This window comes from Azospirillum sp. 11R-A (genome assembly GCF_049472615.1).
GTDB classification, from domain to species: Bacteria; Pseudomonadota; Alphaproteobacteria; order Azospirillales; family Azospirillaceae; genus Azospirillum; species Azospirillum palustre.
The window spans coordinates 14,408-38,133 of sequence record NZ_JBCEBL010000010.1 but is presented as its reverse complement, the minus strand read 5'-3'; the positions used below and the strand labels follow the sequence as shown (position 1 = coordinate 38,133).

Below are 23,726 nucleotides of genomic sequence, written 5' to 3'. Positions count from 1 at the left end.
TAGAGGAAAGGGCGCGTTCCCAGGAACGCGCCCTTTTTCATTGTCCAGGCTTGGCCGCAATGCGACCGCTCAAGCCAGCGTGCGGACAACAAGATCGCTGACCGGAATATTCTCCGCCAGCGCGGCTTGGCGAACCTCGTCGGCGCTGCGCCAATGGCTGTGACCGCCCAGGCTGGTCATAACTCCACCGCGCATCGCCACGAATAAACCGGTACGTCCCAGATTGACGATTCTCGTCATGATTCAATCCCCCGCCCGATGAAGCAAATTTTAGGTAAAACTGTTTTATTCTTCATACGATAGAGATTTTGCCTCTGCCCGCAGATTTATCAAACTGCGTCCTCTAACGTCAATAAGACTTCCGGCATTCAACCCGCCGCCGTTTTCATAGGTCACCTTTCATCCGTAAGTACCGACCCTCTTCAGAACACCACCAGCAACAGCCTGTTGTTAATTATCATCAAATTTTATTTGTTTTATACGGAGCCACGGAAAAGGGGTGTCCCACCGAAAGCCTTATCCCAACCGCGCAGCGTGGGAACGTCCGCATGGCGTGTAGGGTTGTCAGCGAAGCCGCCACCCGATCCATCGGCGGCACAGTGCGGGGAAAAACCTGCGAGGCATCGGCATCATGGCAACAGCACAGCGCCGCGTCGGCATCTGCGGCACAGCCACCACCGCTCACTTCGGACTGGATACGGCAGAGGAGGACAGCAGCGAAGGCGGGAACAGCGAGAAACTCGACTTGCCGCTGACCATCCGTCCGGCAAGGCAGGAGGATTTGCCGACGCTCGAATGGTACGGTCTGCACACACCCCATCGCGAAATCATCGCCGGCGCTTTCCGTCTTCAGGAACGCGGTGACGGCGCCATGCTGCTGGCCGACGTCAACGGTTTCCCGGTCGGCCAGATCTGCATCGATTTCCTGCGCAAGCGGCCGAGCGGCCGTGCGACCCTATGGGCACTGCGGGTGTTCCAACCCTTTCGTGGGATCGGGATCGGTGTCCGTCTGGTGCGGGCAGCCGAGCGGGTGGTGATCCAGCGCGGCGTGCCCTTCGCCGAACTGGGCGTCGACCGCGACAATGTCGGCGTGCTGCCCTTCTACGAACGGCTGGGCTATGAACATTGCGGGCGGGAGCGCGGGCAGTTTCTCTACCATACGCCGGAAGGCCGGCTGGTCCGCGTCGCCATCGACCAGTGGCTTCTGCACAAACGGCTGCCTGAAGCCAGTGGCACGGCCGGCATCCCTTCAGACCGCAGCCGGAGCCTGAAGATGGCCGGCGACTGACCCCGGCGCCGCCGTTATCTATCTCGCCGCCGTCTATTCGGCCGCCATCGCCATATCGCCCATGGTGGGGCCGGTTGCCGGCGTCACCAGACGCGCCACCCGCCGGCGCGGCAGGAAGATACGCGCACCATCCAGGATGCCGCCCAGTTCGACCATCGCGTCGGTCGCCATGAGCAGTGCGACCGGCGGCAGCCAGCGGTCGAACAGCTGCGCCGCCATTTCCGCGTCGCCGCTCTGTACCGCGGCCAGGGAATCCAGCAGGGCGGCTTCGTCGATGCCGATCCGGCTGCAGGCCGGGCAGCGGATCTCCGGCCGGCGGGCACCGGACACCGCAAAGGTGCCGAGCAGGGCGAACAGCGGCAGCAGTGCGGTGTTCGGCACGCCAGCCACATTCAGCCCGATACGCATCGATGCCATCGCCCCGGCGGTGCCGGCACGGAACCACTGGCGCACACCGGTCAGCAGCGCCCGTTCGGCGGTCGTCAGGTCCGCCACCGTCCAAGGCGAATACCGCCCCTCTTCCACCGTCCCGCACATGCCGATGCTCCTTCATCCGGTTGCAGGAACACTCTACCGCTTCCCTTCTCTAATTGCGAGTCATTCTTATTTGCGAAATTTACCTGTGACAAAAAACGGCCGCCCGTGACAGTGAAAACCATGGAAAGGTCGCGTTAACGAACGGCGGCAATCCTGAAGCGACTATGCAGTTCAGGGGGGTCGCTGGGCATGAGGCGGACGATTCGGGGGGTTGTTCTCGCACTGGTCGCGACGATCGGATTGGCTGTCGCCGGGGGCTTGACGGTCGCCCGCCCGGCAACCGCCCAGATCGTTCTGAAGTCCGCCTACGGCGAGGCCTCGCTGGCTGGTCCGGCCAAGGCCCGAGGCGCGGTGGTCTGGAGCCACGGCCGCTCGGTGGACTCCGAAGATTCGGAAGCCCCCACCCCGCTCTACATGAAGGCGATGCGCGACGCCGGCTGGGACGTCTACCGGCTGGACCGCATGAGGGTCAGCGACACCCTGCCCAACAGCTCCCGCGCGCTCGCCGGCTATTCGGAGGCACTGAAGACCAAGGGCTATCGCCGGGTCGCCCTGACCGGCCAGTCCTTCGGTGCCTTCATCTCGCTGATCGCCGCCGGCCAGACCAACGCCATCGACGCCGTCATCGCCACCGCCCCGGCCGCCTTCGGCAACTTCACCGAGGCGTTCGACAGCTACCGCGAGAACGCCGCCCAGCTCTGGCCGATCCTGCGCGAGGTCCGGCGGGCGCGGGTGATGATGTTCTTCTTCCATGGCGACGATTTCGATCCGGGCGGGCGCGCCGAGCCAGCCCGCAACATCCTGAGCCAGCGCGGGCTGAGCAGCCTGATCGTCGACCAGCCGTCGCTGCTGACCGGCCATGGCGCCGCCAACACCGGGCTGTTCGTTCGCCGCTTCGGCGCCTGCATCGTCCGCTTCGCGGAGGAGCCGCCGACGCCCAACGACCCGCCCTGCGACGAGACCTGGGGCCGCAGCCCGAGCGCCGAGATGCTGCAGGCCGCCCTGCCCGCGAACTCCTCCGGCTCCGCCAGGGGCAACGACGCGACCGCCACGCTGCGCCCCTACATGGGCATGTGGTACGGCAGCTACATCAATGGCCGCGAGGTCGCCCTGTCGGTGGAAAAGGCCGAAGGCGACGCCGTCTATGCCGATTATGTGCTGGGCGCCGGCATGGAATCGGACCAGCCCGCCGAGCGGGTGCGCCGCAAGGGCCGGATCGAGAATGGCGAGCTGGTCTTCGATGAAAAGGGGCGCAACATCCTGCGCTACCGCCTGCGCCCGGACGGCCGTGTCGCCGCCAGCTGGCTCGACAAGGACGGCCATGGCCGGCTCGACACGGTGCTGCGCCGGGTGAACTGATCGCCTGCTCCAGAGGGCGCTCAGCCCTCCGCCAGGAAGTTGCGGACGATGGCGATCTGCTCGTCCGTCATCAGGGAGGGGGCGTGGCCGGTGTTGGCAATCTCCACCACCCGCACCAGACCGGCAGCCCCCGGCCCGCGCTCCGCCATCCGCTCCGCCGTTTCGGCGCTCAGCAGATCGGAGTCCGCGCCGCGCAGGACCAGCACCGGGCAGCGCACACGATCCCACAATGCCCACAGATCGACATCGCCGATGGGCGCCGTCTTGAACGCGTCGCCGATGGCCGGATCGTAGGCCAGGCGGAAACGCCCGTCGGGCAGCGGCCGGGCACTGTGCTGTGCCATGTGGCGCCAGCACTCGTCGCCGATCGTGCCGAAGCCCATCAGCACGAAACGCAGGTAGGATTCCAACGCCGGCAGATCCTCGAACACCGGATCCTTGCCGACATAATCGGCGATCCGCTGCAACCCGGCCTGGGCGATGAAGGGACCGACATCGTTGATCACCATGCGGCGGATCGGGCTGTTGGTCTGCGCCGCCAGGGTCATGCCGATCAGCCCGCCCATCGAGGTGCCGATCCAATCGACCGTCTCCACCCCCATGCGGGCGATCAGCGCCACCATGTCGGAGCAGTATTGCGGATAGCCGTAGAGCGCCGGCACCGGCAGCCAGTCGCTGCGGCCGCGCCCGACCACGTCGGGACAGGCCACCCGCCAGCCATCCGCCAGGGCCAGCGCCAGCCGGTCGAAATCGCGGCCGTTGCGCGTCAGCCCATGGACACAGACCGCCGTGCGCGCGGCATCGTCCCGCCCCCACTGGGTGTAAGCCATCCGGTGGAACCCGGCGGCGCTGAGGCCGAGGACGTTGCGTTCGGACATCGGCACGGGCGGGCACTCCTGTTCAGGATTGACGGGACTATCCCTTTTTCGGCGATTTGGCGCCGCGTGGCAACTCCGCCTCGACCGCGCGTTCCGCCGCAGCACGGATGGCCGGCATGGCCGAAGACGGCTCCGCCACCGACCCGTCGAAGGGATGGCGGGTATTGTCGTAGATGCGGCGGATGATGCGGACGTAGTTGCGCGTCTCGTCATAGGGCGGAACACCCTTGTAACGGTCGACCGCCCCCTCCCCGGCATTGTAGCCGGCCAGTGCCAGCGTCACGTCGCCCTGGAAATAGGCCAGCAGCCAGCGCAGGTATTTCACCCCGCCGGTGATGTTCTGCTTGGGGTCGAAGACGTCGCCGACACCGAAGCGGTCGGCCGTGTCGGGGATCAGCTGCATCAGCCCGGCGGCATCCTTGGGCGACACCGCATCGGTGCGGAAGGCGCTTTCCGCCTGGATCACTGCCACCACCAGCGCCGGGTCGATGCCGTATTTCGGCGCGATGCCGTTGACCAGCGCCACCACCTCCGCCGGAGGCGGACCCATCTCCCGCACCGGACCGGCGCCTGGGCGGCACCAGGGACGGATGCGCCCCATGCGGCCGGGCACATAATTGACCAGCCGCCGCGCTTCCGGATGTCCGCGCGAGGCAGCGGCGCGCAGCCACGCGGTGCCAAGCCGCCGGTCCTTGCGCACCCCCTTGCCGAACAGGTAGCGGCGGGCCAGCCGGAACGCGGCATCGGCGTTCCCCTGCTCCGCCAGTTCGCAATCGCCTGATCTGGTCTTGAGAGACGGCGGCGGCAGTTCGGCCACCGCGTTCGGCTTCGTTGCGGATTTCGCATCCGCCGCCGCGGCGATGGACACCGACCCGATGCCGACGCCACCCAGCGCCAGCGCAATCAGCGGCACCATCAAGACACGACGAACGAACAAGCCACGACCCTCCTGCGATCCCGCGCCACCCTACGGGAAGCGGAAGTATGGTGTTGCAACCTGTTCAGGACAAGGGTGGGTCAACAGGAGGTGGATCACGGCCCGCGGCGGCGCCTGCCCTGCTTCTTCGGCGCCCCTTCCGGAATGCCGCGACCCTGGCGCGCACTGCTGATGCCGATGCTGCCGGGGGTTTCCAGCCCCAGATCCATCGCCTCCAGCCGGCGCAACTCGTCGCGCAGGCGAGCGGCCTCCTCGAACTCCAGGTCGGCGGCAGCAGCCCGCATGCGTTTTTCCAGATCGGCGATGACGCTCTTCAGGTTGTGACCGACCAGCTCGTTGGAGTTCAGGCCGGTCTTGACCGTCACATGGTCGCCGCGCTCGTACACGCTTTCCAGAATGTCGCCGATGGCCTTCTTCACCGATTCCGGCGTGATGCCGTGTTCCAGATTGTAGGCCATCTGCTTCTCGCGGCGTCGTGCCGTTTCGTCGATGGCGTACTTCATGCTGTCGGTGATCTTGTCGGCGTAGAGGATCGCCCGTCCGTCGATGTTGCGGGCGGCACGGCCGATGGTCTGGATCAGCGAGGTCTTCGACCGCAGATAGCCTTCCTTGTCGGCGTCCAAAATCGCCACCAGCGCGCATTCCGGGATGTCCAACCCCTCGCGCAGCAGGTTGATGCCGACCAGCACGTCATAGGCACCCAGCCGCAGGTCGCGGATGATCTCGATGCGCTCCAGCGTCTCCACGTCGGAATGGATGTAGCGCACGCGCAATCCCGCCTCGTGCATGTATTCGGTCAGCGCCTCCGCCATCTTCTTGGTCAGGGTGGTGACCAGCACGCGATAGCCCTTGGCGACCACCTCCTTGCACTCGCCGATCAGGTCGTCGACCTGGGTCTCGGTCGGGCGGATGATCACCGGCGGATCGATCAGGCCGGTCGGGCGGACCAGCTGTTCGGTGAAGACGCCGCCGGTGCGCTCCATCTCCCACGGGCCGGGCGTGGCGGAGACGAAGACCGTCTGCGGCCGCATGCCCTCCCATTCCTCGAACTTCAGCGGGCGGTTGTCCTTGGCGCTGGGCAGGCGGAAGCCGTAATCGGACAGCGTCGATTTGCGAACCAAGTCGCCGCGGTACATGCCACCGATCTGCGGCACCATGACGTGGCTCTCGTCGACGATCAGCAGCGCGTCGCCCGGCAGATATTCGAACAGCGTCGGCGGGGGATCGCCAGGGGCGCGGCCGGTCAGATAGCGGGAATAGTTCTCGATGCCGGCACAGGAGCCCGTGGCCGCCATCATCTCGATGTCGAAGGTGGTGCGCTGCTCCAGCCGCTGCGCCTCCAGCAGCTTGCCTTCGGCGGCGAACTCCTCCAACCGGTCCTTCAGGTCCCGCTTGATCTGGTTGATCGCCTGATTGAGCGTCGGCTTCGGCGTCACATAGTGGCTGTTCGGATAGACGCGCACGGCCTCCAGCGCCGCCAGCTTCTCGCCGGTCAGCGGGTCGATCTCGTGGATGGCCTCGATCTCGTCGCCGAACAGCGAGATGCGCCACGCCCGGTCTTCCATGTGGGCCGGGAACAGTTCCACCGTGTCGCCGCGCACGCGGAACAGGCCGCGGCCGAAGGCGGCGTCGTTGCGCTTGTACTGAAGCTCGGTCAGCTTGCGCAGCAGCTCCGGCTGGGCGATCACCTCGCCCTTGCGCAGGTCCACCGTCATCTCTGAATAGGTCTCGACCGAACCGATACCGTAGATGCAGGACACCGAAGCCACGATAATGACGTCATCGCGCTCCAGAAGGGCCCGCGTCGCCGAGTGGCGCATGCGGTCGATCTGCTCGTTGATCGACGATTCCTTCTCGATGTAGGTGTCGGTGCGCGGAACGTAGGCTTCCGGCTGGTAATAGTCGTAGTAGGAGACGAAGTATTCCACCGCGTTGTTCGGGAAGAACGACTTCATCTCGCCATACAGCTGCGCCGCCAGCGTCTTGTTGGGCGCCAGGATCAGCGTCGGGCGCTGCACCGTCTGGATGACGTGCGCGATGGTGAAGGTCTTGCCCGACCCGGTGACGCCCAGCAGCACCTGATCCTTCTCACCCTGCCGCAGTCCGCCGGTCAGTTCCTCGATGGCGTTCGGCTGGTCGCCCGCAGGCGTATAGTCCGACACGATGACGAACTGCTTTCCGGCTTCCAGCTTCGCAAGCGGCTTGGCGGGAATGGCGGACAGGACGGGACTTGCCATGGGGCGGCGATCCGGATCAGGGGACGGGTACGGAACAGGAACCGATTATATGGCCGCAATCCCCCCGTCTGTCGAGCGCGGGCTTGGCGGCAATTGCGATACGGTTCATACGCCTCCCCACATCCGATTTTCTGAAGTGCTTGCCCTCGGTGCATTCACCGGGACTTCAGCGCCTCACACAAATGGCTTGGAAGTCGATGGCACGGGAGGAACAGGTGCCCCAACTTGAACGCTGCATTAGGTTATGGCATTATCCTGTTTAGAGTATGAAGCTGAGGCGGCTCACCAAGCGTATCCGGGACGGGGCAACAGCAGGTGGTCCTTCCTTAAGTGCGGACACAACGTTTCATAGCCTAACTGTTGTCGTGCATTCGGCGGACTATCCATGTCAGACAAGTTTTTCTCCGAGATTTCCGACACTCTGTCTTCCGCCAGATCGGTCGAGGACTTGACCCGCCCGCTGCTGAGCCTGCTTGAAGCGGTAACGGAGCTGGAAGCCACCTATCTGACCTGCATCGACCAGGAACTCGGCGTCCAGCGCGTCATGTTCGCCTACAACAGCAAGACGATGCAGATTCCCGAGGGGCTCGTCGTGCCCTGGGAAGGAACCCTGTGCAAGCGTGCCCTCGACGAAGGGCGGTTTCATACCGACGATGTGCCGACGCTGTGGGGCGATTGTGACGCCGCCAAGTCTCTCGGCATTCAGACCTACGTCAGCACTCCGGTTCGGCTGAACGACGGCAGGATTTTCGGCACCCTGTGCGCCGCCGGGTCGGAACGCAAGCCGCTGACCCCGAAGGGCGAACAGGTTCTCCGCCTCTTCTCCTCGCTGATCGGCCTGCATGTGGAGCGGGAGCAGCTCCTCGAAAACCTTCAAACCGTTAACACCGCGCTGGAAGCGCATTCCTTCACCGACGTGCTGACCGGACTGCCGAACCGCCGCTTCCTGCTGAAGGAGATGGAGAGGCTGTTCTCGGATGCCGAACGGACCGGACAGACGGTCCTGATCGCGTTCATCGATCTGGATGGCTTCAAGGCGATCAACGACCGTCATGGCCATGAGATCGGCGACGAGTTCCTGATCGAGGTGGGCAAACGTCTGTCGGTCGGGCTGCGGGCCGGAGACATCCTCGCCCGCTTCGGCGGCGACGAATTCATCGTCACCGGCCTGGGTCCTTCCGGCAACGACAAAGGTCAGGCGGCGGCGGAGGTTCTGTGCAGCCGCCTTGCACCGCTGCTGGTCGGCGACTACGCGTTGCGCGGCACGACGCTGCATTATTCGGGCGCAAGCTTCGGCCCCATCGCGTCCGATCCGCGAACCGTCACGGTGGAGACCGCGCTGAGGAACGCGGACGCGGCAATGTACGAGGTGAAGCGCAAACGGAAGGCGCTTCGAGCCTGACAGCGAGACGGGGGGCGGTTGCCCCCTATCCCAGTGCTTTCGGATTGGAAATTCCCAACCGCGCTTCGACGATGGCCTCCAGTGAGTCCATCAGCACGCCCTGCCCCTCCTGGTCGAAATCGCCGGCGGCGATCTCGATGCACAGGCGGTGCTGCAAGGCCTCCACCCGCTTGCGCAGGTCGTCGCCGGACAGGGCGTCGTCGGCATCCTCGCCATAGAGCAGGGCGAGCGCCCCCAGCATCGAATGGCCGGCAGCGTCCAACCCCTTCAACTCGCGCTCGGCAATCTCCAGCGCATTGGCGACCATAAGCGCGGCGAAACGCGCTTCCGGCGCCACATGGGGAAGCACGTCGGCACGGAAGGTGGAGGCGGCGATCTCCAGCAGACCACGGGCGTCGGGATTGGCGCGCATCAGGCCACCCTCTCCACGGCACCCGCCGCCATGCCACCGAGGGCGCTGATGGCACGCAGATGGCGCAGCATGTCCATCTCGATTTCCGGCAGCATCCGTCCGGTCAGGGCCAGTTCCAGCGAGCGCTCTGCGCCGGAGCTGTGGCGCAGCCCCTGCTCCACCGCGATCGCCGCCCAGCGCAGATAGGCCGCCGTCTCCCAATAGGCGACGCGCGCCTGATCGACGCGGCGACCGGAGGTTTCCTCATAGCCGGCATAGAACTCCGCCCGGTCGGCGATGCCGCCCGCCTCGCGGTCGGGCCGGCGGAACCGCCAGGAGCGGGAGCAGAACCAGCCGAGATCCTCCATCGGGTCGCTGAATCCGGCGAACTCCCAATCCAGGATCGCGGTCAGCGCACCGTCCTTGACCAGATAATTGCCGGTGCGGAAGTCGCGATGGCACAGCACCACCGCACCCGGTTGCGGCGCGTTGACCTCCAGCCAGCGCAGCCCCCAGGCGATCACCGGATCGCGCCGCCCCAGATCACCGAACCAGCGGCGGTATTGCGCCAGCGTCTCCTGTGCCGGGCAATCGGGCGCCTCGCCCAGCCGCTCCAGCCCCTCGGTATCCGGAGTGATCCGGTGCAGCAGGCCAAGCTGCCGCCCAAGCTCGCGCGCCAGGTCCGGCTGCGCTGCGTCGGACCGCGTCACCGCATGGCCGGCACCGAGCCCTTCGGCCCGCCGCATGATGTAGAAGTCATGGGCCAGCACCGCGGGATCGTCGCAGCCGAACAGCGGTTCCGGCGCCATCACCCCGGCCGCGAAGGCGGCGCGCAGCACCACGAATTCCCGCAGCTTGCCGATGCTGGCCGAAATACGCCCGCCCCCCTCGGCACGCAGCACGCAGGCATGGCGCCCGGCCAGCGGCCCGCCAACGATATCCAGCGTCACCGCAAGATTTAGGGAGATCGCCCCGCCGCCGAGCCGTCCATCCTCCGTCACCGTGACACGGGATGCGCCGGCCTGTGCGGCCAGCCAGTGTTCCAGTCGAACCCGGTTGTCACCGGACAGCAGGGAAGGCGGGGACTGGTCGGACGTTTTCACGACGTGCATGACGATCTCCCTCCGAAGGTTGCCGGGCGCGTTGGTTCGCGCGTCTTTATCGGTTTGAGCCGCCGATGGTAGGCACGAAGCGCTGTTGCAGACAAGTTTCACCTTGGTGGGAAAAGCGACTACACCCCCAAAAAAGTCGGCCCCTCCCCCACCGGTCAGGCGGGGAAGGGGCCGTTCTTGCGTGAGTGAAGGAAGAGAAGCTTACGCGGCGACCGGGTGGCTCGTGCCCTGCTCCTGGCCGGCCGTGTTGCCCTGCTGGGCGGCCGGAACCGGGGCCGGCTTGGCTTCACGGACCGGAAGCATGTCACCGATGCCGAAGGCGACGGCCATCAGGTTCGGCACCGCCATAGCGGCGAGCAGCACCGACCACAGTTCCAGCGACAGGGTGCCCAGCGGGTTGACCAGCGCGGCGGTGGCGGACGAGGCGACCAGCGCGGCCGACAGCCAAGCTTCCGGCTTGGCGCAGAAGCGGCCGGCGGTGCGCTTGCCGCCCTTGGCAGTCACCCGGAAGGCATCTTGGCTGCGGACCAGACCGCGGACGACGGCCAGGGCGACGGTGGTGGACAGCGCCATGCCGACGGCGCAGGCACCCAGGCTTTCCTTCCAGCTGTTGCCCGAGGCATAGCGCGAGGCCAGCAGGCTGGAACCGGCACGCAGGACCAGGGCACCCAGCACGGCGGCGGTGGCGGCCACCGGCGGCAGGTGCAGCGGCAGGACCAGCGAGGCGAAGGTCCAGACCACGGCGGCGGCAGCGGCGAACAGGCCGACCGCGTCGGACCACCAGCGGATCCAGTTGGTGACGTAGCCCAGCTTCTGCCGCGCGCTCAGCTCGGCCGCACCCGGCAGGAACTTCTTCCAGTGGGCGCGGACGATCTGCGTCGAGCCGAACACCCAGCGGTCACGCTGCTTGCGGAACTGCATGAAGTTGTCCGGGGCCAGACCGGCGCCGAGGCGCTCGTCGGTGTAGGCGGCGCGGTAGCCGGCCGACAGGATGCGCAGGCCCAGTTCGGTGTCCTCGCAGATGCCGGCTTCCGACCAGCCGCCGACCCGATCCATCGCCGAGCGGCGCAGCATGATCATCGTGCCGTGGCAGATGAAGGCCTGGGACGACACGCCCTCCTGCATGCCGACGTCGAAGAAGGGACGGTACTCGGCGGTCATCGCCGACTTCAGCACCGTCTCGTGGCCGTCGCGGTGCTCCTGCGGAGCCTGGACGATGCCGACCGACGGATCGGCGAAGGTCGGGGCCAGCTTCGACAGCCAGTCGGGCGAGACGGTGTAGTCGGCATCCAGCACGGCGACGATCTCGGCGGCCGGATCGGTGTGGCGCAGTGCGGCGTTCAGGGCGCCGGCCTTGAAGCCGGAGATCTTCTTGTACCAGTGGAACTTGAACTTCGGCCCCAGCGCCTGGCACATCTCCTCCACCGGGCGGACCAGACGATCCTCCTCGGTGTTGTTGATCAGGACGACAACCTCGTAGTTCGGGTAGTCGAGCCGCGACAGCGAGGCCAGCGTGGCGTTCAGCACGTCCGGCTGCTCGCGGCAGGCGGCGACGTGGATCGAGACCATCGGCTTGTGCTCGGTGCTGGGCACGCCCTGCGGCAGCAGGGCCGGGGCGCGGCCGGTCAGCAGCCGGCGGGCGACGTCCACCAGATCGGCGAAGGCGACGCTCATCATCAGGGTGCCGAGCGCGAAGGCCGAGCCCCAGGTGGTGACCGCACCGAAGGTCAGATACTCGGAGAAGGCGCCGGCGACGGCCGAGCCGATGGCGAAGCCGATGATGTTGGCACCCAGCGAGGCGGCCAAAGCGAAGCCGGCATTGGTCCGGCGGCGAAACACGGCGAAGGCCGACAGGGCGAGGCCGACGGCGAGTGCCACACCCGCGGCGACACGCTCGCCATAGGGGGCGGCGACGGCGCCGGTCATCGACCATTTCGGCTGGCGGTCGGCATCCAGCACGCCCCAGGTCGGGCCGGGCGAGCCTTCGATGGTCGACTTCCAGATGCCGTCGAAGGCCTCGACGACGTTGTAGTGCAGGCCGAGCGCGTTGGCTTCCGCCGCGAAACCGCGGACGACGGCGGCCTGGGCCTCCGGCGTCGGGTAGGCGTCGTGGAAGTTCTCGCCGCCCGACGGCCAGCCGACCTCGCCGACGAACAGCGCCTTGCCCGGATGGGCCTTGCGCACGGTGTCGAGCCGGTCGCGGATCCAGGTCAGCGCATCGGACACCGGCACGCCTTCCCAGTAGGGCAGGACGTGGACGCCCATGAAGTCGGACGCCTTCACCGTGGCGTCGGCCTTGACCATCTCCGACCACACGTCGGCGGTGCCGACCTTGATGGTGGCAGGGACGGCGGCGCGCACCCGCTTGATGTAGGAGGCCAGCTCGGCATCGGTCAGTTCGGCGCGCAGCAGCGTCTCGTTGCCGACGACGATGCGCTTGATGCCGCGGAATTCCTTGGCGAGCGCGATGCCGTGCAGCACCTCCCGCTCGTTGCGGGACTTGTCCTTGCTCAGCCAGATGCCGAGCGTGACGTCCAGCCCCTTGGACACCGCGATCTCCGGCACCTCGCCCTGCGAGCCGAGCGTCGAGTAGGTGCGGACGCCGTCGGCGAAGCCGGCGATGGCGGTCATGTCCTTCTCGATGTCCTTGCGCGGCACTACCGGCTGGTGGTTCGGGTCGTAGCTGCGGCCCGACGGCGAGTAGGACACGGATTCGATACGGCCCGGCTCCGCCTCCACAGGCGTCGGCGCATTGCGCCAGGACCAGAAGGACGCGTGGCCGGCGGTCACGGCCAGCAGTGCGGCGGCGATGGCTGCGCGCCGGATCGAGTTCTTCGGGTTGCTCATGGGGAGTTCGCGTACCCTGTTGCTGGGTGGCCGTTCGCCACCGGACATCCGCACAAACGGGCAAACCCACTTCCCTATTCCGCCGCTTCCAAAAATTTTTTGTGCAGCGCGGAGAGCGGAACCCTCACCGGCGGCTCCTGTTGGACAACGACAGGTTTCTCAATGCTCAAGCCACAGGAGAACGCCCCATGGCCACCCGCCACGAAGACAGCCCCGAACACAAGAAGGCCCATGATCTGGCCGAGCAGGCGCTGGACAAGGCCGCCGGCGGCGACCCCCGCAAGGCGCGCGACCTGATCGAGGAAGCCAAGAGCATCGATCCGAAGATCGGCGAGGAAATGGCCCGCGAGGCCGCCGAGGATCAGAAAAAGGCCGACAAGTTCGTCGGCAAGACCGACCGGTAAAATCGACTTGTAGAAATAGGAAGCTCCCCCTCCCGTGCAGAGAGGGGGAGCTTCCTGTTCGTCCTTACTCCGCCGCCAGAGCCTCCGCCGGCACCGGCGCGGTCCAGCGCAGGACCGGCTTGCGGGCGGCGGCCGTCTCGTCCAGGCGACGGCGCGGCGTCAGGCGCGGAGCGGCCTGGAAATAGGCGACGTCACCCGACTTCGCCCGCTCGGCCAGCGCACGCAGCGCATCGACGAACTGGTCCAGGCTGGCCTTGCTCTCCGTCTCGGTCGGCTCGATCAGCAGGGCACCGTGGACGACCAGCGGGAAATACATGGTCATCGGGTGGAAGCCCTCGTCGATCAGCGCCTTCGCCATGTCGAGCGTGGTGACGCCCGTCCCCTTCAGGAACCGGTCGTCGAACAGGCACTCGTGCATGCACGGCCCTTCGAAGGACGCCGTCATCACGTCCTCCAGCCGCGCCATGACATAGTTGGCATTCAGCACCGCATCGCCCGACGCCTGCCACAGCCCGTCGGCGCCGTGGCTCAGCATGTAGGACAGGGCGCGGACGAACATGCCCATCTGGCCGTGGAAGGCCTTCATGCGGCCGAAGGCAGGGCCTTCGCCGGCGTTCTCGACCAGCGCGAAGCCGTCCTTGCCGTGGGTGACGTAGGGCACCGGGATGTAGGGCGCAAGCGACTCCGCGAACACCACCGGCCCCGACCCCGGACCGCCGCCGCCATGCGGGGTGGAGAAGGTCTTGTGCAGATTGATGTGCATGACGTCGATGCCGAGGTCTGCCGGACGCACCCGCCCGACGATGGCGTTGAAGTTGGCGCCGTCGCAGTAGAAATAGGCGCCGGCCGCGTGCACCGCCTCGGCAATGGCGATGATGTCGCGTTCGAACAGGCCGCAGGTGTTGGGGTTGGTCAGCATCAGCCCGGCCACGTCGGGACCGAGCTTGGCCTTCAGCGCTTCCAGATCGACGCGGCCGTCGGCGGTCGCCGGGATGGCATCGACGCTGTAGCCGCAGGCCGCGGCGGTCGCCGGGTTGGTGCCATGGGCGCTTTCCGGCACCAGGATCTTGGTGCGGCCGCTGTCGCGCTTCGCCTCATGCGCGGAGCGGATCGCCATGATGCCGCACATCTCGCCATGGGCACCGGCGGCGGGCGCCAGCGTCACGGCGGCCATGCCGGTCAGCGTCTTCAGCCAGTAGGCCAGCTGGTCCATCAGCTCCAGCGCACCCTGAACCGTGCTGACCGGCTGCATCGGGTGCACGTCGGAGAAGCCCGGCAGCCGCGCCATCTTCTCGTTCAGGCGCGGGTTGTGCTTCATCGTGCAGGAGCCCAGCGGATAGAACCCGCTGTCGATGGCATAGTTCTTCTGCGACAGGCGGGTGTAGTGGCGGACCACCTGCGGCTCGGCGAGGCCGGGCAGCCCGACCCTGGCGCGGGGCTTCACCGCACCCAGGCGCGAGGCCACCTTCGGAACGTCCGGCAGATCGACGCCGGTACGGCCGGCACTGTCCTGTTCGAAGATCAGCGGCTCTTCGATCTGGAGACCGCGGTTGCCGGTGACGGTGCCGGTCACGCCGTCGAACGAGGCGGCGCCGGCCGGAATGGCCGACGGACGGCCCTGGTTGTTCATGCTCATGCCAGAACCTCACTCAGAGCGGCAGCGAAGGCGTCCATGTCGGCGTCGGTGTTGGTCTCGGTGACGGCGACCAGCAGAAGGTCTTCCATCTCGCCCGGATAGAGGCGCGACACCGGCACACCGCCCAGGATGCGGCGCTTGGCAAGCTCCTCGACCACCGCGGCGGCCGGCTTCGGCAGCTTGACGGTGAATTCGTTGAAGAAGCCGTCGTTCAGCACCTCGACACCCGGAACCGTTGCCAGCTTGTCGGCCATCTGGACCGCCTTGGCATGGTTCAGCTGGGCCAGCTGCGTGATCCCCGCCTCGCCCAGCAGGCTGACATGGATCGAGAAGGCCAGCGCGCACAGGCCGGAGTTGGTGCAGATGTTCGAGGTCGCCTTCTCGCGGCGGATGTGCTGCTCGCGGGTGGAGAGCGTCAGCACGAAGCCGCGGCGGCCGTCGGCATCCACCGTCTCGCCGCACAGGCGGCCCGGCATCTGGCGGACATATTTGTCCTTCACCGCGAACAGCCCGACATAGGGACCGCCGAAGTTCAGGGCGTTGCCGAAGGACTGGCCTTCCGCCGCGACAATGTCGGCGCCCATGTCGCCCGGCGGCGTCAGTAGCCCGAGCGACAGAGCCTCGGTCACCACCACGATCAGCAGCGCGCCCTTGGCCTGGCAGGCGGCGGCCAGATCGGTGTAGTCGCGGACATGGCCGAACACGTCCGGGTTCTGCACGACGACGCAGGCAGTCTTGTCGTCGACCAGCCCCAGCAGATCCTCGCCGCCGGTCGGGGCGGCCGGCAGGGCGACCGCCTCGAAACCGATGAAGCGGGCGTCGGTGGTCGTCACGTCGCGGTAATGCGGGTGCAGGCCGCCGGACAGGATCGCCTTCTTCCGCCGGGTGACGCGGTTGGCCATCATGACGGCTTCGGCGCAGGAGGTGGCGCCGTCATACATCGAGGCGTTGGCCACATCCATGCCGGTCAGCAGCGCGACCTGGGTCTGGAATTCGAACAGGACCTGAAGCGTCCCCTGGCTCACCTCCGGCTGGTACGGCGTGTAGGCGGTCAGGAACTCGCCGCGCTGGACCAGATGGTCGACGGTGGCCGGCACATGGTGGCGGTAGGCACCGGCGCCGAGGAAGCTCGGCACCGACCCCGCCGGCACATTCCTGGCGGCCATGGAGCCGAGCAGCCGTTCGACCTCAAGCTCGCCCATATGGTTGGGCAAGCCCCCGATCGGGCCGGCCAGACGGGCCGCCTTTGGAACGTCGCGGAACAGGTCTTCGACCGATGTTGCGCGGATGGCCTCCAGCATCGACTGCCGGTCGGCCTCGGTCAGGGGCAGATAGCGCATGTTAGTGGGATTCCTCCACGAAGGCCTTGTAGGCCGCTTCGTCCATCAGGCCATCCAGTTCGGAGGCATCCTTGAGCTGCAACATGAAGAACCAGCCCTCGGTCTCGGCGGCGCTGTTGACCATCGACGGGTCGTCCACCAGGGCCTGGTTGGCCTCTACCACGGTGCCGGAGACCGGGGCATAGACGTCGCTGGCGGCCTTCACCGATTCGACGACGGCGGCTTCCTTGCCCTTCTCCAGCACGCGGCCAGCATCGGGCAGCTCGACGAACACCACGTCGCCCAGCTGGCTCTGGGCGAAGTCGGTGACGCCGACGGTGGCGACATCGCCATCGACCTGAACCCACTCGTGGTCCTTGGTGAATTTCTTGCTCATCTGAATGTTTCCCTGTTCGAAACGGTTGCTTGTGATTGGGAAAGCCGGGGTATCAGCCCCGGTAATAGCGTTGCGGCACGAAGGGCGTGGCGGCGACACGGGCGGGCAGCGGCTTGCCGCGCACCATCAGCGTCAGCGGCGTGCCGACCGCGGAGTTCGCGATGTCGACATAGCCCATAGCGACCGGCGCGCCGGCGGTCGGGCCGAAGCCGCCGCTGGTGATCTCGCCGATGACGGTGCCGTTGGCGTCCTGGATTTCGGTGTGCTCGCGGGCCGGCTGGCGGCCTTCCGGCTGGATGCCGACGCGGCGGCGCGCGGTGCCCTCGGTCAGCTGCCGGTGGATGATGTCATAGCCGGGGAAACCGCCCTCGGCGCGGCGGCGCTTCGGCAGGGTCCATTCCAGAGCGCCGTCCACCGGCGTCGTGGTGGTGTCGATGTCGTGGCCGTACAGGCAGAGCCCGGCCTCCAGACGCAGCGAGTCGCGGGCGCCCAGACCGATTGCCTCGACCTCCGATTCGCCCAGCAGGGCGCGGGCGATCATCTCCGCATCGGCCTTGTCGCAGGAAATCTCGTAGCCGTCCTCGCCGGTGTAGCCGGAGCGGGTCAGGATCACCGGCACGCCCTTGAAGGTGGCGGACAGGTAGCTCATGAACTTCATGGTGGCGGCTTCCGGGACGAAGCGGGCCATCACCTCGGCCGCCATTGGACCCTGGAGCGCCATCAGCGCCAGATCGTCCAGCAGCTCCACCTCGGCCTTGCCGGCCAGCTTCTCGCGCAGATGGGCGACGTCCTGCTCCTTGCAAGCGGCATTCACCACCAGGAACAGGTGGTCACCGGCATTGGTCACCATCAGGTCGTCGAGGATGCCGCCCTGCTCGTTCAGGAACAGCGTGTAGCGCATGCGGCCCTGCGCCAGCCCCTTGATGTCGCCGGGAACCAGCGTTTCCAGGGCGGCGGCCGGATCGGCGCCGGTCAGGCGGACCTGCCCCATGTGGGACACGTCGAACAGCCCGGCCTTCTCGCGGGTGTGCTGGTGTTCCTTGAGGATGCCCAGGGGATACTGCACCGGCATGTCATAGCCGGCGAAGGGGACCATGCGGGCGCCAAGCTCGACATGGAGCGCGTGCAGCGGGGTGGTCTTGAGAGCGGTTGCGGCCTCGGTCACGCTGGTCCTCCGACAGGGTTACGGCTCCCGCACCGGGATCGGTGCGGATCGCTGCCCCCTCTGTCTTGGACCTGAGAGATTCACCGCCGTCCGGTCGAGCCGAACACCCGGTTTACTCCTTCGGTGAGTCGCGGCGACTGGGCGCCGAGGCTGCTTTCCAGAGTTGCCTTATCCCCTTGCGGTCCTTTTGCCTGAGAGTTTCCGGGGGCGGTTGCTCCTTCGGCGCCGCCTGCGGACCTGTCGATTTACGACGGGCTCACAAGCGATCTCTCCCGCGAGGGATCATCGGCGTGATGGCGGCACACTGTCGCGATCAGACAGGTTTGTCAATCGGCGCTCTGGCCCATGAACAGGCCAAGTCGTTGAAATACCCTGGTTTTGGAAATTTTCCTTTTCTTTGGCCGATAAAGGTATAAAAACCTATTTGCCGCGTCGTGCAGAGCTGGCCAGCCGTTGTCCATCGCGGGACTCATTCCAATAGACAGAGTGGAGCGCGCAATGACCGTTCAGGCCTTCAACCCGTCCGACCTGTCCCAGTCCGCCGCCAACTGGGCAGTGTCCCAGCGCATCGTCGGCAACTTCGCCCCCCATGCCCAGCTCGTGCCGAACCTGACCCTGGCGCTCGATCCCGGCAATCTGCTGAACGGCACCACCCTGACCGAGGTCAATGCCCAGTCCGTCGGCCCCTTCGCACCGCCGGCCAGCGGCTTCCGCATCGACCGCGTGGTGGTGGATCGCGGCACCGGCGCCGCGGCCATCGTCACCGGCACCGCCAACAGCCTGACCCCGCCGGCGATTCCGGCCGGCAAGCTGCCCGTGGCGCGCGTGATGCTGCTGCCGACGTCCGACGCCGTTACCAATGACGCTGTGGTGGACGAGCGGGCACTGGCGGATGTCGATTCCCGTCCGACCAACCCGATCATCGCCGTCGCTACGCTCAACGGCGTCAATCAGAGCGCCGCACCGAACGTTTACACCAAGGTCAACTTCAGCAATGTCGTGATCAACTCCCATCAGGGCTTCGACCCGTCCACCCAGCAGTTCAAACCCTCCATTCCCGGTGTGTATTCGATCTTCTGCCAGCTGGGGATCGAGTGCAGTTCGGGCAAATCCATCGGCTGCGTCATTCGCAAGAACGGCAACCCGCTTGCGACCTATTTCAATGACACATCCGTGACGGGGAGCGCCTTCGCCAATACCAGCACGGTCACTGCATTGAATGGCATCGACGATTACATCGAATTCTACGGCTTCTCGAACAACAGCACGGCAGTGAATATCATCGGCACGAGCCATTTTTCGTTCTTCACGGCCAGCCTTCTCAGCGTTTAACCACGTCAACCGGTAAGACACAAAAAAGGGAGCCGCAAAATGCGGCTCCCTCGCCCATGATACAAGCGGAAGAACTGCCCTTACTTCTTTACTTGCGTCCGGTTGAAGTTCAGCTGCTCCGGAGTCAGCTGGAAGCCGAGATAGATCTTCCAGTCCTTGGCGTTGGCGTCCTTGGGCAGCGGGATCTTCGGCGTCAGCTCCTCGCGGGTGCCGGCGCGCGGCTGGCCGGGGACGAAGGTCACGTCGGTGTCGAAATAGGCCTTCGACACCAGCGTGTCGTCCGGCTGGGCCAGGGCGACGAAATACTGGTACTTGGCCGTGCTGCCCTGGAGCGCCGGGCCACGTTCCGCCACCAGATAGACGTTCACGTTCACAGTGACGCCGCTGCTGGTGTAGTCGCAGCTGCCGGTGAAATCGGTCAGGGCAGCGCGCGACTCCAGATCGGTCAGATCCTTGCCGCCGGGACGGAACACCGTCACTTCCTGCAGGTCGCGGACGATGTTGACCTTCGGGCAGGCCAGTGCCGCTTCCGACGTGCTGGTCGGCCCCAGCCCCATGCCGGAGCAGCCGGAAAGCACCAGAACGGCCCCGGCCGCGAGCAACGCAGGGCGGCCCATCCCAAAGAGGGACGCCAGCGGGCTTTTCCGGGCGGGGGTTCCTATATTACGGTCGCGGCGGTCCATCGGTTCGGCCTGATCGGTTAACGGGCTGTTGGATCGCGACTTTAGTGTCCCAGCTTGACCGGCACAAGACCGCGCGGCGGTTCTATCCCTTGTGACCGTTCAGCGCAGGATTACCTAAGGGCGACCTTCTCCACGCTAGGGCGGTACAGCGCATATGACCACGACCAATTCTCCAACCCGCCAGCCCCTGACCATCCTTCTGGCGGCACCGCGCGGTTTCTGCGCCGGGGTGGACCGGGCGATCCAGATCGTCGAGACGGCGCTGGAGCGCTTCGGGGCGCCGGTCTATGTGCGGCACGAGATCGTCCACAACCGCTTCGTGGTCGAAAGCCTGGAGGCCAAGGGCGCCGTCTTCGTCGATGAACTGACCGAGGTGCCGGACGGCCGCCCGGTGGTGTTCTCCGCCCATGGCGTGCCGAAATCGGTGCCGCAGGCGGCCGAGGCGCGCGGGCTGTTCTATCTCGACGCCACCTGCCCGCTGGTCAGCAAGGTCCACCGCGAGGCCGAACGCCATCACGAGGACGGCAAGCAGATCGTTCTGATCGGCCATGCCGGCCATCCCGAGGTCATCGGCACCATGGGCCAGCTGCCCGCGGGCGCCGTGGTGCTGGTGGAGACGGTGGCCGATGTCGCGATTCTGGAGGTGAGCGACCCGGAAAACCTCGCCTACGCCACCCAGACCACCCTGTCGGTCGACGAGACGACGGAGATCCTGGCCGCGCTCCAGGCCCGTTTCCCCGCCATCGCCGGGCCGAAGAAAGAGGACATCTGCTACGCCACCACCAACCGTCAGGCGGCGGTGAAGGCCATCGCGCCGAAGGTGGAGGCGCTGCTGGTGCTGGGCGCGCCGAACTCATCCAATTCCAAGCGTCTGGTCGAGGTGGCGAAGACCCATGGCTGCCCAGCCGCCCAACTGGTCCAGCGCGCCGCCGACATCGACTGGAGCGCCCTGGCCGGCGTCGCCCGCCTGGGCATCACCGCCGGCGCGTCCGCCCCGGAGGTGCTGGTGGAGGAGGTCATCGAGGCCGCCCGCAGCCGCTTCGACGTGACGGTGGAGGAGCTGCGCACCGCGACCGAGAACATCGTCTTCAAGCTGCCGCGCGCGTTATCGGTGGAGCAGGAGGCGGTCTGAGGGGGCGTCGCCCCCTCCTTCACCCCTGCCCTCACCCCTGCGCCACCGCCAACAGTCCGTTCACGTCGACGACGCTCTCCAGCCGGTCCGCGACCGCATCCAGCGCCCGCTCGACCGCGACGCCATAGCCGAGGTCCGACCCGGCGCCTCCCAACCGGCGCAGATAGGCCGACCGGAAGCCGTCGGCGGTGAACAGGCCGTGCAGGTAGCATCCCGCCACCCGCCCGTCCGCTGACTCCGCCCCATCGGTTCCGCCGCCGGTAAGCTCCAGCATCGGCCGCGCCCGGTCGGCTCCCTCGGTGCGGCCCATATGCATCTCGTAGCCGGCCACCGCAGCACCGGTGCGCCGCTCGGTCCCGTGGGCTTCCTCCAGCACCTTCGGCCCTTTCAACACCGTCTCGACATCCAGCAGCCCCAGCCCGGCCGCCTCGCCGGGCGGGCCTTCGATGCCGTCGGGATCGGCGATGCGCCGGCCCAGCATCTGGTAACCGCCGCAGATGCCCAGCACCCGGCCGCCGCGCCGCCAATGGGCCATCAGGTCGATGTCCCAGCCCTGTGCCCGCAGGAAGGCGAGGTCGGCAATGGTCGCCTTGGTGCCGGGCAGGATCACCAGATCGCAATCGCCCGGCAACGGCTGGCCCGGACGCACCATGGTCAGGGCGACGCCGGGCTCCTGCGCCAGCGGATCGAAATCGTCGAAGTTGGCGATCCGCGACAGCATCGGCACCGCGATGCGCAGCGCCCCGTCGCCGGCCTCCCGCGGCCGGTCGAGCGCCACCGCATCCTCGGCCGGCAGGATCGCCGCCTCCCTGAGCCAGGGCACCACACCGAATCCGCGCCATCCGGTGTGGCTCTCGATGATCCGCAGCCCTTCATCGAACAGGCGAACATCGCCGCGGAACTTATTGATCAGAAAGCCTTTGATCCGCTCCTGCTCAGATTTCGGCAGAAGTGCGTGGGTGCCGACCAGACTGGCGATCACGCCGCCGCGGTCGATGTCGCCGACCAGCATCACCGGCACGTCGGCCGCGGTGGCGAAGCCCATGTTGGCGATGTCGCCGGCCCGCAGGTTGACCTCCGCCGGACTGCCTGCCCCCTCCACGACAACGATGTCGGCCTCGCCCCGCAGCCGCTCGAAACTGTCGAGAACGGTGCCGAGCAGGTCGCGCTTGCGTGCCTGATAGTCGGCGGCCCGCGCGGTGCCGACCACCACGCCGCGCACAACCACCTGACTGCCGATGTCCGACTGCGGCTTCAGCAGCACCGGGTTCATATGGACGCTGGGCGCCACGCCGCAGGCCCGCGCCTGTAGCGCCTGGGCACGGCCGATCTCGCCGCCATCCGCCGTGACCGCGGCGTTGTTGGACATGTTCTGCGGCTTGAACGGCCGGACGCTCAGCCCGCGCCGCACCAGCGCCCGGCACAGCCCGGCCACCAGCAGCGACTTGCCGACGTCCGAGCCGGTGCCCTGCAACATGATCGCCCGGGATCGTATCGGCTGTGACGGCATGGCGTCAGAACTCGATGCCGGCCTGGGCCTTCACCCCGACCTCGAACGGGTGCTTGACCAGCGTCATCTCGGTGACGAGGTCGGCGGCGGCGATCAGTTCCGGCTTGGCGTTACGGCCGGTGATGCAGACATGCAGGTCCGGCCGGCGGGCGGCCAGCGTCGCCAGCACCTCGTCCAGCGGCAGATAGTCCATGCGCAGCACGATGTTCAGCTCGTCCAGCACGATCAGGCGATAGCGCGGATCGGCCATCAGCTCCTTGGCCTTGGCCCAGGCGGCCTCGGCGGCGGCAATGTCGCGGGCGCGGTCCTGGGTGTCCCAGGTGAAGCCCTCGCCCATCGTGTGGAAATCGACCAGATCCTCGAAGCGCTCCAGCGCCACCGTCTCGCCGGTGGACCAGGCGCCCTTGACGAACTGCACCATGCCGACCCGCATGCCGTGGCCAACAGCGCGCATCATCAGGCCGAAGGCGGCGGTCGACTTGCCCTTACCCTTGCCGGTGTGGACCATCAGCAGGCCCTTCTCCACCGTCTTGGAGGCGAGTGCCCGCTCCTGCAACGCCTTGCGCCGCTTCATCTTCTCGGCATGACGGCGGTTCAGCTCGTCCGTATCGGCCATCTCGGCGGTCATATGGAGGTTCCCTTCACGAACATCGGCAGACCGGCGACGGTCAGCACGACGCGCGGCGCCACGGCCGCGATGGATTGGTGCAGGCGGCCGGCATGGTCGCGGAAGCGGCGTGCCAGCGCGTTATCGGGCACGATGCCGAGCCCGACCTCATTGGAAACGAGCACCACCCGGCCGGGCAGCGTCGGCAGTAGTTCCACCAGCGCCGCGGTTTCCGCCGCGATGTCGGCCTCGGCCATCATCAGGTTGGTCAGCCACAGCGTCAGGCAATCGACCAGGACGCCGGTGCCCTCGGCAGCCTGCCGGCGCAGCACCCCGGTCAGGTCGCGCGGCTCCTCGATGGTCGTCCAGTCCGGGCCGCGGTCGTCGCGGTGCTTCGCCACCCGCTCGGCCATCTCGGCGTCCCACACCTGCGAGGTGGCGATGTAGACCCGCGGCCCGCCCAGCGCCGTCAACAGCCCCTCGGCATAGCGGCTCTTGCCCGAGCGGGCGCCGCCCAACACCAGAGTGACGTCGGCAGTCATCCTCCCGGCCA

Annotated in this window: 22 protein-coding genes and 1 riboswitch; of the genes, 6 read left to right on the top strand and 16 right to left on the bottom strand. The window is 66.9% G+C overall.

Annotated elements, in window-relative coordinates:
* Nucleotides 1-69 precede the first annotated feature (69 nt).
* Complete coding sequence (locus tag VH569_RS15465; RefSeq protein ID WP_423316146.1) at nucleotides 70-240, bottom strand: hypothetical protein; 171 nt, start codon at nucleotides 238-240, stop codon at nucleotides 70-72.
* 391 nt (nucleotides 241-631) lie between these two features.
* Between VH569_RS15465 and VH569_RS15460 the strand changes: the two genes are divergently transcribed.
* A complete protein-coding gene (locus VH569_RS15460; RefSeq protein ID WP_423316145.1) occupies nucleotides 632-1,288 on the top strand; it encodes a GNAT family N-acetyltransferase in 657 nt (218 codons plus the stop codon).
* 33 nt (nucleotides 1,289-1,321) lie between these two features.
* On the opposite strand, the gene VH569_RS15455 is transcribed toward VH569_RS15460, so the two are convergent.
* Nucleotides 1,322-1,825: a hypothetical protein gene (locus VH569_RS15455; protein ID WP_109051747.1), complete on the bottom strand. Its 504-nt coding sequence runs from the start codon at nucleotides 1,823-1,825 to the stop codon at nucleotides 1,322-1,324.
* Between the two features lie 189 nt (nucleotides 1,826-2,014).
* Between VH569_RS15455 and VH569_RS15450 the strand changes: the two genes are divergently transcribed.
* A complete protein-coding gene (locus VH569_RS15450; RefSeq protein ID WP_423316144.1) occupies nucleotides 2,015-3,184 on the top strand; it encodes an alpha/beta hydrolase in 1,170 nt (389 codons plus the stop codon).
* A gap of 20 nt (nucleotides 3,185-3,204) precedes the next feature.
* Here the strand turns inward: VH569_RS15450 and VH569_RS15445 are convergent, their stop codons facing one another.
* The 3 genes from VH569_RS15445 to uvrB all read right to left on the bottom strand — a co-directional run bounded on the left by VH569_RS15445 (nucleotide 3,205) and on the right by uvrB (nucleotide 7,236).
* Complete coding sequence (locus tag VH569_RS15445; RefSeq protein WP_423316282.1) at nucleotides 3,205-4,062, bottom strand: alpha/beta fold hydrolase; 858 nt, start codon at nucleotides 4,060-4,062, stop codon at nucleotides 3,205-3,207.
* A 37-nt stretch (nucleotides 4,063-4,099) separates the two neighbouring features.
* Nucleotides 4,100-4,999 carry a lytic transglycosylase domain-containing protein gene (locus tag VH569_RS15440; RefSeq protein WP_423316143.1) on the bottom strand — a complete coding sequence of 300 codons (900 nt, stop codon included), beginning with the start codon at nucleotides 4,997-4,999 and terminating at the stop codon, nucleotides 4,100-4,102.
* Between the two features lie 95 nt (nucleotides 5,000-5,094).
* Nucleotides 5,095-7,236, bottom strand: coding sequence for an excinuclease ABC subunit UvrB (uvrB, locus tag VH569_RS15435; protein WP_423316142.1), 2,142 nt, complete (start codon nucleotides 7,234-7,236; stop codon nucleotides 5,095-5,097).
* A gap of 385 nt (nucleotides 7,237-7,621) precedes the next feature.
* Here uvrB and VH569_RS15430 point away from each other — a divergent pair, with 385 nt between their 5' ends.
* Complete coding sequence (locus tag VH569_RS15430) at nucleotides 7,622-8,638, top strand: sensor domain-containing diguanylate cyclase (protein ID WP_423316141.1); 1,017 nt, start codon at nucleotides 7,622-7,624, stop codon at nucleotides 8,636-8,638.
* A 25-nt stretch (nucleotides 8,639-8,663) separates the two neighbouring features.
* Here VH569_RS15430 and VH569_RS15425 read toward each other — a convergent pair whose 3' ends face one another.
* From VH569_RS15425 to VH569_RS15415, 3 genes are all read right to left on the bottom strand, one after another.
* Complete coding sequence (locus VH569_RS15425; RefSeq protein WP_109051741.1) at nucleotides 8,664-9,050, bottom strand: DUF6285 domain-containing protein; 387 nt, start codon at nucleotides 9,048-9,050, stop codon at nucleotides 8,664-8,666.
* Nucleotides 9,050-10,141, bottom strand: a complete 1,092-nt coding sequence (locus VH569_RS15420) for a phosphotransferase family protein (RefSeq protein WP_423316140.1) — start codon at nucleotides 10,139-10,141, stop codon at nucleotides 9,050-9,052. Before VH569_RS15420 ends, VH569_RS15425 begins: the two co-directional genes overlap by 1 nt.
* Before the next feature lie 201 nt (nucleotides 10,142-10,342).
* The gene (locus VH569_RS15415; protein ID WP_423316139.1) at nucleotides 10,343-12,988 is read right to left on the bottom strand and encodes a glycosyltransferase; all 2,646 of its coding nucleotides are present in this window, start codon (nucleotides 12,986-12,988) and stop codon (nucleotides 10,343-10,345) included.
* Between the two features lie 188 nt (nucleotides 12,989-13,176).
* Here VH569_RS15415 and VH569_RS15410 point away from each other — a divergent pair, with 188 nt between their 5' ends.
* Entirely contained in the window at nucleotides 13,177-13,392 is a 216-nt protein-coding gene (locus VH569_RS15410) for a hypothetical protein (RefSeq protein ID WP_376959159.1), read from the top strand.
* A gap of 64 nt (nucleotides 13,393-13,456) precedes the next feature.
* On the opposite strand, the gene gcvPB is transcribed toward VH569_RS15410, so the two are convergent.
* The 4 genes from gcvPB to gcvT are packed head-to-tail and all read right to left on the bottom strand — an operon-like array spanning nucleotide 13,457 to nucleotide 17,909.
* Nucleotides 13,457-15,028, bottom strand: coding sequence for an aminomethyl-transferring glycine dehydrogenase subunit GcvPB (gcvPB, locus tag VH569_RS15405; RefSeq protein ID WP_423316138.1), 1,572 nt, complete (start codon nucleotides 15,026-15,028; stop codon nucleotides 13,457-13,459).
* The gene (gene gcvPA / locus VH569_RS15400) at nucleotides 15,025-16,368 is read right to left on the bottom strand and encodes an aminomethyl-transferring glycine dehydrogenase subunit GcvPA (RefSeq protein ID WP_423316137.1); all 1,344 of its coding nucleotides are present in this window, start codon (nucleotides 16,366-16,368) and stop codon (nucleotides 15,025-15,027) included. Before gcvPA ends, gcvPB begins: the two co-directional genes overlap by 4 nt.
* A gap of 1 nt (nucleotide 16,369) precedes the next feature.
* Nucleotides 16,370-16,744, bottom strand: coding sequence for a glycine cleavage system protein GcvH (gcvH, locus tag VH569_RS15395; protein ID WP_423316136.1), 375 nt, complete (start codon nucleotides 16,742-16,744; stop codon nucleotides 16,370-16,372).
* Nucleotides 16,745-16,796: 52 nt separating this feature from the next.
* Nucleotides 16,797-17,909 carry a glycine cleavage system aminomethyltransferase GcvT gene (gcvT, locus tag VH569_RS15390; protein ID WP_423316135.1) on the bottom strand — a complete coding sequence of 371 codons (1,113 nt, stop codon included), beginning with the start codon at nucleotides 17,907-17,909 and terminating at the stop codon, nucleotides 16,797-16,799.
* Nucleotides 17,910-18,078: 169 nt separating this feature from the next.
* Nucleotides 18,079-18,194, bottom strand: a riboswitch (glycine riboswitch).
* A 213-nt stretch (nucleotides 18,195-18,407) separates the two neighbouring features.
* On the opposite strand from gcvT, the gene VH569_RS15385 reads away from it, so the two are divergent.
* Nucleotides 18,408-19,241 (top strand): C1q-like domain-containing protein, encoded by an 834-nt coding sequence (locus tag VH569_RS15385; RefSeq protein ID WP_423316134.1) that lies wholly within the window; start codon nucleotides 18,408-18,410, stop codon nucleotides 19,239-19,241.
* An 80-nt stretch (nucleotides 19,242-19,321) separates the two neighbouring features.
* Here VH569_RS15385 and VH569_RS15380 read toward each other — a convergent pair whose 3' ends face one another.
* On the bottom strand, nucleotides 19,322-19,843 hold the full coding sequence (locus VH569_RS15380) for a hypothetical protein (RefSeq protein ID WP_423316133.1): 522 nt from the start codon (nucleotides 19,841-19,843) through the stop codon (nucleotides 19,322-19,324).
* A 235-nt stretch (nucleotides 19,844-20,078) separates the two neighbouring features.
* Between VH569_RS15380 and ispH the strand changes: the two genes are divergently transcribed.
* A complete protein-coding gene (gene ispH, locus VH569_RS15375) occupies nucleotides 20,079-21,056 on the top strand; it encodes a 4-hydroxy-3-methylbut-2-enyl diphosphate reductase (protein ID WP_423316132.1) in 978 nt (325 codons plus the stop codon).
* Nucleotides 21,057-21,087: 31 nt separating this feature from the next.
* Here ispH and VH569_RS15370 read toward each other — a convergent pair whose 3' ends face one another.
* From VH569_RS15370 to cobU, 3 genes are read right to left on the bottom strand one after another with little or no spacing between them, the layout of a single operon-like run.
* Nucleotides 21,088-22,533: a cobyric acid synthase gene (locus VH569_RS15370; RefSeq protein WP_423316131.1), complete on the bottom strand. Its 1,446-nt coding sequence runs from the start codon at nucleotides 22,531-22,533 to the stop codon at nucleotides 21,088-21,090.
* A 37-nt stretch (nucleotides 22,534-22,570) separates the two neighbouring features.
* On the bottom strand, nucleotides 22,571-23,194 hold the full coding sequence (cobO, locus tag VH569_RS15365) for a cob(I)yrinic acid a,c-diamide adenosyltransferase (RefSeq protein ID WP_423316130.1): 624 nt from the start codon (nucleotides 23,192-23,194) through the stop codon (nucleotides 22,571-22,573).
* Nucleotides 23,191-23,715: a bifunctional adenosylcobinamide kinase/adenosylcobinamide-phosphate guanylyltransferase gene (gene cobU, locus VH569_RS15360; protein ID WP_423316129.1), complete on the bottom strand. Its 525-nt coding sequence runs from the start codon at nucleotides 23,713-23,715 to the stop codon at nucleotides 23,191-23,193. The genes cobO and cobU overlap by 4 nt, the downstream gene beginning before the upstream one ends.
* Nucleotides 23,716-23,726 lie beyond the last annotated feature (11 nt).